This is a genomic window from Pantoea sp. RIT-PI-b (assembly GCF_001187905.1).
In the GTDB taxonomy this organism is placed as follows: Bacteria; Pseudomonadota; Gammaproteobacteria; order Enterobacterales; family Enterobacteriaceae; genus Pantoea; species Pantoea nemavictus.
Genome location: NZ_LGIS01000029.1, coordinates 43,661 through 53,005, shown reverse-complemented (window position 1 = coordinate 53,005; position 9,345 = coordinate 43,661). Strand labels below are relative to the sequence as shown.

Here is a 9,345-nt window from a genome sequence, read left to right as displayed (position 1 = left end):
TCGCCGCCGGTCCGTCAGGAATCGCGAGGGAGCGAAGGCACCGCGAAGCGGCGGGATGGGCTGGCGCAGGGCCCGGGAGTGCAGAGGGCGCGGCCAGGCGTCCTCTGCTCGGTCGCCGCACGGCATGGCTGAAACTGCTCCAGCCGATGGCGAACGAAAGTTGCTTAGCGCTTAACTGATCGGCATAACGCCATAAATGGCGACCGCAATCCCCCCTTAATTAAAGAACCTAATATCCGTCGGCGTCGCTATCTTCGCCACTTCGCCCGCGGCTTTTAACGCACCGCTTTCCGCATCAAAATGGAACAGGGTGATGTTGTTGGTGAACACGTTTGCCACGTACAAAAACTTGCCGCTGGCATCAAAGGCGAAGGCGCGTGGCTCGATACCGTCCGCCTTATAGCGCACCGGCGAACCCAATGAGCCATCCTGCTCAATCCTGAACACCACTAAACTGTTGTCGGAACCTCGGTTAGCGGCAATCAGATACTTGCCGTTCGGGCTAAGGATGATGCCGCCACCGCTTCTGTACTCGGCGCTGCTGTTTTCTGTATTCAGTTTGACCGCCGCTTGTCGCTCCAAACGATCGTCCTGCACGGCAAACACCACGACTTCAGCGGCCATTTCGGTGGTGACATAAGCGTGTTTGCCATCGGGTGAAAACACCATATGACGCGGGCCCGATCCGGGCGGGAAAGTGACGTCACGCGCGGTATCCGCCTGCAGCGGCTGGGTTTTCCCCGCGTGATAGGCGTAAGCGTGAAGTTTATCGCCGCCGAGATCGGCCGCGTAAAGATATTTGCCGTCGTGGGTGAAGGTCGTTGAATGCGCGTGACCGCCATCCTGACGATCTTTCACCGCGCCGCTTCCATCGGCAAACGGGAAGTTCTGCACCTGTTCGCCGAGTGAACCATCATGATGAATCGGGAATACCGCAACGCTGGCACCACCTTTTGCCACCGAGTAGTTGGCAACAAACAGGAATTTGCCATCCGGGCTGATGGTGGCATGAGTGGGCTGTTGGCCGTGGCTATCCACCGCATTGATCACCCGCACCTTGCCGCTGTTATCGATGGCGAGCGCGGTAACGGCGCCGGCATTTTCTTCATTGGTGGTATAAGCAAAGCGGCCGTCGTGGGATTTCACGATCCATGAGGGGCTTTTCATTTTGATGAAATCAAGTGGCGTTAAGGTGCCGTCGCTATTGACCTTCAATCGGTACAAGCCTTCGCTAGGATGCCCCGGATTTTGCACTAACGGCGCATCCGGAATGCTGGTCCATGTGCCGACTAACGCCGTTTGGTTGTGGTGTTCCGCTGCAGTTGCCATTGCACTTCCCGCTAAGATGAAAACAACCGCAGATAATGCCATGGATAGGTTGGATGCTAAACCCTGCCTGTTAAAATTATTTGATTTATTCAACTTAACACTCCGCCTAAATAATAGATTTACCGACTGTTAAGCGAATATAGCGTGCGTCAGATGACAGCACGGCCACTGAAGGTGACCGCCTTCACATTATTGAAGTAAACACGCTAATTAAACCCGCCACGTTATTCTGCGATAAGTTTATTAGCGCCAGGAGAAGCAATCTGCATGGAAATCCTTAAGGTTAATTTCATGTTGATTTACAGCCTGAATGAGCGATTTTTTCAGACCTTCAGGACCACAGAACCAAATATCCAATGCTGCCGAGTGCAGATCATCTTTGATTGCGCTCACGCGTTGTTCCAGATTTTGTATAGCGTTGGCGGTAAAATAGTGCAGCACCACATCTGTTTGCTGACACAGCGCTGGTAAATAGTCGGGATAACTAATTCCACTCTCGAGTCGGGTGAAATACCACAATTCTACGCCAGAAAGTTTTTCGCCTCTTCTGGCGGCGTCTTTAAGTTTCGCCATAAATGGCGTAATACCAATTCCGCCGGCAACCCACAATTGCTGATGACCTGTCGCCTTGAAGGTGAAATCACCATAAGGCCCCTCCATGTTTACGCGCTGGCCGGGCTGCAGATGGTGAGCCAGCTGCCGGGTATAATCGCCGAGTTTTTTTATCGATAAGGTCAGCGATTGCTGTTGCGGATTAATATCAGACAACGTAAAGGGATGACGCTCGGTTGAGTGTTCAAACTGAACGAAAGCAAATTGCCCGGGTAACATGGCGATATTGGCAGGGTTGCGCAGTTTAACTTCTACAATATCTTGCGGTGCTGCAACGACTTGCAGAATCTCGCTCTGAGCGGAATAACGGCGTCCGGTGCGTTGAAATAGCGAGATTAATGCACAGCCAACCGCAACCAACGTTACTAGCGCCAGCAGGTAAGCCGCCGGTGTTTGCCACCATTCGGTTTTAAAAAGAGAGGTCATTACATGATACGCACAGGCAATATACACCACCGGGAAAGCTTTATGCAGATAATAGAAAATATGATATGGAATCTTTTTAGTAACGGAAACCAGTGAAAGCGCGATTAAAATATACAAACCATACTCTGCCAGTATCAGTCCAAACTCTAATAAACTCTCCTGCCATGACGTCATGACTATATGGCCCAATTCACCGGGATGAGTAACCACCCCGGCATCAACTAACCAATGCGGCACTTTCTCTGCCAGCCAGTGAATAAGCGCAAACACTACCGATGAAATAGCACACCACTTATGCAGCTTATACGCTTTATCCAGACCGCCGCACCAGCGAGAAAGTAACGGATGGCGAATACTCAGAATAATGGTAAACGACATGCCAAACCATGCTAATACACCTGCCAGAAATACCGTATTCTGCCGTAAGCTCCACAATAACGCATTGGCGTTAATATTGGCATATTCTGCTGAGAGCAGATAAGTCAGGAGCGCGACGATAAAAATAGAGAGATAGAGGTGTTTAATTTTCTTCATTGATCAAGCACCTCGTTATTAACATTTATTTCAATCGGGTATAACAATTCCATTCTGATAGCGATCATATTCATCCCTCGTAAAGTTGCCGGATAAATTATCACGCTCAATATCAAGATTTATGAGCAAGCTAAAAGGAGATTAAACATTGTGATAAGAACGTGGAGTTACTTACAGCTGAATTAGCATAATAAGAATGAATTGTGTGAGTGCAGCATTAATGCCTGCATGCAGCGCGATAAATTGCCCGCGACGAATAGTGCGACTTGTGACATCACGTTGTGATTTAATAACACTCCATTTACATGCCAGGGATGCTGACATTGCTATGTTGCAGTTTTCAAATGGTTTTCTGCTGAGTTTATCGTTGTGTCTGGATATCGGTCTCGCCAATATCGCCATGATTACGCTGGCGATGCAGCGCGGCTATTTTCACGGTTTCTGGCTGGGGATTGGCACCTGCATTGGCGACCTGGTCTATGCGCTGCTGGCGCTAGCGGGAATGGCCGTGGTGTTGCAATTTACTGCCGTACGTTGGGTGCTATGGATTGGTGGCGGCGTGCTGTTGCTGTGGTTTGCCGGCAAGATGCTGTATGCCGCACTGCGTAAACAGACAGAATTGCCGGAAGCGGAACAGCAGCCGTACCGATCGCTACTGCGCGAGTTTAGCCGTGGCGTGATGCTGGCGATGTCGTCACCTACTGCCATTCTGTGGTTCGCCAGCGTGGGCGGTGCCTTGATTTCGCGTATGGGACACGGCAGCGCCGCCGCCACCTCATCCTTCCTCGGCGGCTTCTTTATTGCGGGCGTGGTGTGGACCTGCGTACTCAGCCTGGTGGGCAGCATGGGCGGTAAGTTGCTCGGGCAGCAGCTGCTCAAGTATTCCTACCTCGCTTCTGCGCTGATCTTTGTCTATTTTGCGATCTATGTGATTTGGTCGGGTTATCGGGAATTTATTCTGGTTTGATGGGAGGTCGCCATAAATGGCGCCCCTACAAAAGCGTGGAGAATTGTCGTAAGGTCGCCATTGATGGCGACCACAACCAAGATCACAACCCGGCAATGCGCTTCAAATCGGCTTCTGCACCCGGCGCCACGGCCAGTACCTGCGCGCCTTTCAGCAGACGTTCGCCTTCGGTGTTGAACGGGTGATACCAGCCGCCCGCCTCTTTCACCAGGCAATAACCCGCCAGACAATCCCACGCATGCATGTAAGGCTCGTAATAACCGACCACGCGGCCGGCGGCGACCCATGCCAGCATCAATGCGCCCGAGCCGATGCGGATAAAATTGCCGCCCGCCGCCAGCAGCGAGGCGAGAATTTTGCCCACTTCATCCGGGCTGACGTGGCTGTTGGCACCAAATCCGGTGACGTGGTTTTGCAGCGTGCGCGTCGCGTCCACCTGCAAGCGCTTGCCGTTGAGCGTCGCGCCCTGACCGATCGCTGCCACGTAGCACTCTTGATAATAAGGCGCGAAAATCACGCCAATCACCGGCACGCCGTCATGTAACACCGCCACTGACACGCACCAGTTTGGCATGCCGTTCAGGAACGGACTGGTGCCATCGATGGGATCGACCACCCACGTATAACCTGATGAACCCTGCTGCAGCCCGTACTCTTCGCCGAGGAAACCGTCATCCGCAAACTGCGCGCGAATTTGCTGATCGATCATCTGTTCCACTTCACGGTCAGCGCGCGACACCACATCCTGCAAATCGTATTTGGTTTCCACTACTAAGGTCTCGCGCTGATGGAAATACTCGAGCGCTTTGGCACCGCCGGCGCGCGCGACTTTTTCCGCCAGAATCAGGCGTGATAACAGCGGATCGTTGTCTAATTCACTCATCATCCATCCTTACATTAACGGGCAATCAGGGCCAAACCCTGAGGTTTAAAATCGATGGCGACGTTCGATGCCAGCGGCAGCTGATGCTCCATCTCCGCATCGACAATGAACAGCGAACCCAATTCGGTAGCTACCTCATATTCGATATGGTCGCCGAGCCACGTGCTGTGCGTCACTTCCCCGCGCAGTGCTCCCGCGCCCTCACCGCGCAGCGTAATGAACTGTGGCCGCACCGACAGCTGTGCTGCACCGGTTTTTAGGCCATTGCCGCGCACGCGATAACGCTGGCTGCCTAAGCGCACCAGCGCTTCGCTGCCTTCCAGTTGCTCCACTTCGCACGGCAGAATATTCGCTTCGCCCATAAAGTCGGCGATAAACACCGAGTTTGGCGCGTGATACAAGCTTTCCGGCGCGCCCTGCTGGGCAATATCCCCCTCTTTCATGACAATAATCTTATCGGACACCGCCAACGCCTCTTCCTGATCGTGCGTGACATACACGGCGGTGAAACCGAGTCGCTGCTGTAGATCGCGAATATCGGTACGCACGCGCCGCCGTAAACGTTCATCGAGATTAGAGAGCGGTTCATCCAGCAGCAGCACCTGCGGCTCCAGCACCAGCGCGCGCGCCACCGCAATACGCTGCTGCTGCCCACCGGAGAGCTCCGACGGCAGCCGCTGGCCCTGATGTTCCAACCCCACCAGCTTCAACCCTTCGCGCGCACGGTCCTGCGCTTCTCGTTTATTCATGCCGGACGATTGCAAGCCATACAGGATGTTGTCGAGCGCGCTCATATGCGGGAACAGCGCGTAAGACTGAAACACCATCGCCACGTCGCGCTCGTTGGCCGGCAAGTTGGTGACATCTTTGCCACCAATCAAAATGCGCCCGGCGGTGGGATGCTCCAACCCGGCCAGCAAACGCAGCGTGGTGGTTTTACCGCAGCCGGATGGACCCAGCAGCGTGACCAGCGTGCCGGGCTCGACCGTCAATGAGAGATCGGGAATGGCATCAAAACCGGCAAAGCGTTTCGAGACATGTTCAAACACCACAGAACCGGCGGTTACGCGTGTCATACGGCACTCTCCTGAGTTAATGAAGTTGAAGCAGGCGGCACAACGAGATCAACCGGACGGGCTACGCGGCGTAGACGCCGTTCCCCCACCAGCCACTGGAACATGCCGATAATCAGCAGCATCACCACAATCAGCACCGTGGAGTAGGCAATCGCTACGCCGTATTCGCCGTTTTCTACCAGCCCAACGATATAAGACGTGGCCATGTTGTACTGCGCACTGACGAGGAAGATCACCGCACTGATTGAGGTAATGGCACGCACAAAGGCGTACACCAGCGCGGCGCTGATTGCCGGTTTCAACAGTGGCAGCACCACTTTGCGCAGCGTGCGGAAGCTATTGGCGCCCAGCGTTAATGACGCTTCATCGAGGCTTTTATCCAGCTGGCTCATCGCCGCGATGCCGCCGCGTACGCCAACCGGCATATTGCGGAACACAAAGCAGGCCACGAGAATCATCGCCGTGCCGGTGATCTCTAGCGGCGGCAGGTTATACGCCATCACGTAGCTCACGCCGATGACCGTGCCGGGAATGGCGAAGCTGAGCATCAGCAGGAATTCGAAGGTCTGACGACCGGCAAACTTCTGCCGCACGATCAGCCAGGAGGTAAGCAGGCCGACGATTGCCGTTAGCGGCGCAGCAATCAACGCAATCTCCAGTGTGGTCCAGAAGGAGTTCCACGCCACGCCGCTCCACAGCAGATGTCCATTGCTGAAGCTGACGCCAAAGGCACGCACGTAATGCTCGATAGTTAGCGCATCATTTAAGCCCCACGACTGCACAAAGCCACCCACCACAATCATGCCGTAGATCACCAACGTGAACAGGCCCCACGGAATCACCATGCCGTAGACGCCGTAACGCAGCACGCGCGGCAGCTGCACGTGTTTACCGCCGTCGCCTTTACCGGTGACGGTGGCGAAGTTTTTACCGCCCAGCCACCAGCGTTGCAGCACAAAAGCGGTGAGCGTGAAGCACAGCAGAATCATCGCCAGCACCGCAGCGCGGCTGGGATCGTTCTGCGCGCCCACCACCGAGAAGAAGATTTCGGTGGAGAGCACGCCGTGACTGCCGCCCAGCACCATCGGGTTACCGAAGTCAGCCATGCTTTCAATAAAGCTAATTAAAAACGCGTTGGCTAAACCCGGCGCCATCAACGGCAATGAGACGCGAGTAAAGGTGCGCCAGCGATTGGCACGCAGCGTTTGTGAAGCCTCTTCCAGTGAGGGACTGACGCCTTCCACCACGCCAATCAGCACCAGAAACGCAATGGGCGTAAACGACAGCACCTGCGCGATCCAGATACCGGTTAAGCCATACAGCCAGCGACCTGGTTCGATGCCAAACAGCGCCGCCAGATGTTCAGTGACCACACCGGAACGACCAAACAGCAGAATCAGCGCCAGACCAATCACAAACGGCGGCGTGATGATGGGCAAAATGGTCAGCATGCGCAGCGCCTTTTTGCACGGCAGCGGCGTGCGGGTTGCCGCCAGCGCAAAGGCCAGGCCGAGCAGCGTGGAACCGGCGGCGGTCATCAGCGCCAGCCACAGCGTGCGCCACGCGGTGCCACAGGTGCCGCCCGACAAACAGGAGAGACTCCAGATGGAGGGATCCTGAAGGTTGCTGATCAAGCCATCCGGCTTAAAGCTGCCGTCCACATCCTGTACGGACACCACGAACATGCTCAGCACCGGATAGAGCACAAAGATGCTCACCAGCGCGGTGAGCAGCACCAGCGATGCCACCACAAACGCATCGCCTTTCATCACGCCGCGTTCGGCCAGCGCGAAGGAGAACAGCAGCAGGAAAGTGGTCAGCAACAACAGTGCGCCCGCGCCCATAGCCGGTTGACCGGACGCCAGCGCGCCAAAGCGGTTTTCCAGCCACAGCCAGCTCCAGCCGCTGTAACCGATGGCGTGGCCTTCAACGATCAGGAACAGCACGCCGAGCGCGCTAAACAGCAGCAGCAAACGGCTGCGCGCGGCGCTGGGCAAGACGCCACAGGCGCCGCATAACACCCACAGCGCGATGGCGACCATCAGCCACGGATGTTCACCCAGTTGCCAAAGTGCAGGCGCGCTGGCGCTGTCGCTCCACAGGCTGGTTAGCCAGCCGCTGCTGAAGAAACCGGCTTCCAGGCTAAACCACGGCAGCAGCAGCAATGCCACTGCGCCGATAGCCAGCGCGCCTGTCAGACGGCGATTATGTGCATTCATCAAATACCTCGACTTCAAATGTGATCATCGGGTTTCGTGCGGTTTGCAATCAGGTCGCCATAAATGGCGACCCTACGGGGTTAGGTGGTGTGCGGGTTTTTGTAGGGTCGTCATTCATGACGACCTGGCCGCAGTATGCGCCGCTGTTACTGCGCGCTAGCGCCGATCTCTTTATCCCAACGTCCCAGCAGCGCTTTGCGTTTTGCCGAATCGCCGTAGGTTTTGAAGTCGTAATCGATCAGTTTGATGTTCTCGAAACGCGGCGCGTACTCTGAGATCTCCGCGTTGCGGTTCGACGGCAACTGGAAGGATTTGGCCTCTTTCATGTGCGATTGCGCTTCGGCGCTCAGCGCCCAGTCGTACCAGACTTTGGCATTCGCCAGGTTGCGTGCCCCTTTCACAATCGACATCGAGCCAATTTCATAGCCGGTGCCTTCGCACGGCGCGACGGTCTTGATCGGGAAACCATCCACCTCCATCGCCACCGCATCATGCATAAACACGATGCCGACGGTGGTTTCGCCACGCGCGGCGGATTTCACCGGGGCGGAACCGGATTTGGTGTACTGCGAAATGTTGGCATTGAGCTTCTTCAGGTAATCGAAGGCTTTATCTTCGCCCATGATCTGCACCAGCGTGGCCAGCGTGTTGTAGGCCGTGCCGGAGGAGTTCGGGTTAGCGATCTGGATTTCACCTTTGAAGCTGGGATCCAGCAGATCGGCCCAGCATTTCGGTTCTTTCAGCTTTTTCGATGCCAGCAGCTTGGTGTTGTAACCCCAACCGAGCGCACCGGCGTAGATGCCTACCGTGCGATAGCCGGAGTTTTCCGCCTGCTTCTGCGCCCAATCCTGCTGCTGATCGAGCAACGGCGATTTGTACACCTGCGTCAGCCCCTCTTCCGCCGCCTGCATATGCGGATCGCCGGTACCGGCCCACCAGATATCGGTGCGTGGATTGCGCGCTTCACTGCGTAGACGCGCATAGGCTTCACCTGCTGAGAGTCGCACCATGCTGACTTTAATATCCGGATGCGCCTTGCTGAAGATGTTGGTCATGTGTTCGCACACCACCACGTCGGCGGAACAGACCATATTCAAGTTGCCCGCTGCCGAGGCGGCAAACGGCAGTGCACTGCAGCAGAGGGATAGCGCGATGGCCATTGAGGTGACTCGCATAGTGTTCTCCTGGATTGTAGGGTTGGTGCTTCATTGGCACCTTTTCTTGCACGTGTGTGCAAAGTAGTAATGAACAAGAATTGTCCTGTCAAACACCACAGTGCGCAATTGTTAGGCGATGTCA

At 55.4% G+C, this 9,345-nt stretch carries 7 protein-coding genes; 1 reads left to right on the top strand and 6 read right to left on the bottom strand.

What is annotated here, in order from left to right; translation table 11 throughout:
* Positions 1-216: 216 nt before the first annotated feature.
* Positions 217-1,329 (bottom strand): lactonase family protein, encoded by a 1,113-nt coding sequence (locus AC790_RS19280; RefSeq protein WP_049852852.1) that lies wholly within the window; start codon positions 1,327-1,329, stop codon positions 217-219.
* A 243-nt stretch (positions 1,330-1,572) separates the two neighbouring features.
* Positions 1,573-2,901: a ferric reductase-like transmembrane domain-containing protein gene (locus tag AC790_RS19275; protein WP_049852851.1), complete on the bottom strand. Its 1,329-nt coding sequence runs from the start codon at positions 2,899-2,901 to the stop codon at positions 1,573-1,575.
* A gap of 328 nt (positions 2,902-3,229) precedes the next feature.
* On the opposite strand from AC790_RS19275, the gene AC790_RS19270 reads away from it, so the two are divergent.
* On the top strand, positions 3,230-3,868 hold the full coding sequence (locus tag AC790_RS19270; RefSeq protein ID WP_049852850.1) for a LysE family translocator: 639 nt from the start codon (positions 3,230-3,232) through the stop codon (positions 3,866-3,868).
* 82 nt (positions 3,869-3,950) lie between these two features.
* Here AC790_RS19270 and AC790_RS19265 read toward each other — a convergent pair whose 3' ends face one another.
* The 4 genes from AC790_RS19265 to AC790_RS19250 form a co-directional block, all read right to left on the bottom strand.
* Entirely contained in the window at positions 3,951-4,751 is an 801-nt protein-coding gene (locus tag AC790_RS19265; protein WP_049852849.1) for an inositol monophosphatase family protein, read from the bottom strand.
* A 14-nt stretch (positions 4,752-4,765) separates the two neighbouring features.
* Positions 4,766-5,827, bottom strand: a complete 1,062-nt coding sequence (locus tag AC790_RS19260) for an ABC transporter ATP-binding protein (protein ID WP_049852848.1) — start codon at positions 5,825-5,827, stop codon at positions 4,766-4,768.
* Entirely contained in the window at positions 5,824-8,046 is a 2,223-nt protein-coding gene (locus AC790_RS19255; RefSeq protein WP_049852847.1) for an iron ABC transporter permease, read from the bottom strand. Before AC790_RS19255 ends, AC790_RS19260 begins: the two co-directional genes overlap by 4 nt.
* Before the next feature lie 146 nt (positions 8,047-8,192).
* On the bottom strand, positions 8,193-9,221 hold the full coding sequence (locus tag AC790_RS19250; protein WP_049852846.1) for an ABC transporter substrate-binding protein: 1,029 nt from the start codon (positions 9,219-9,221) through the stop codon (positions 8,193-8,195).
* Positions 9,222-9,345: the final 124 nt, after the last annotated feature.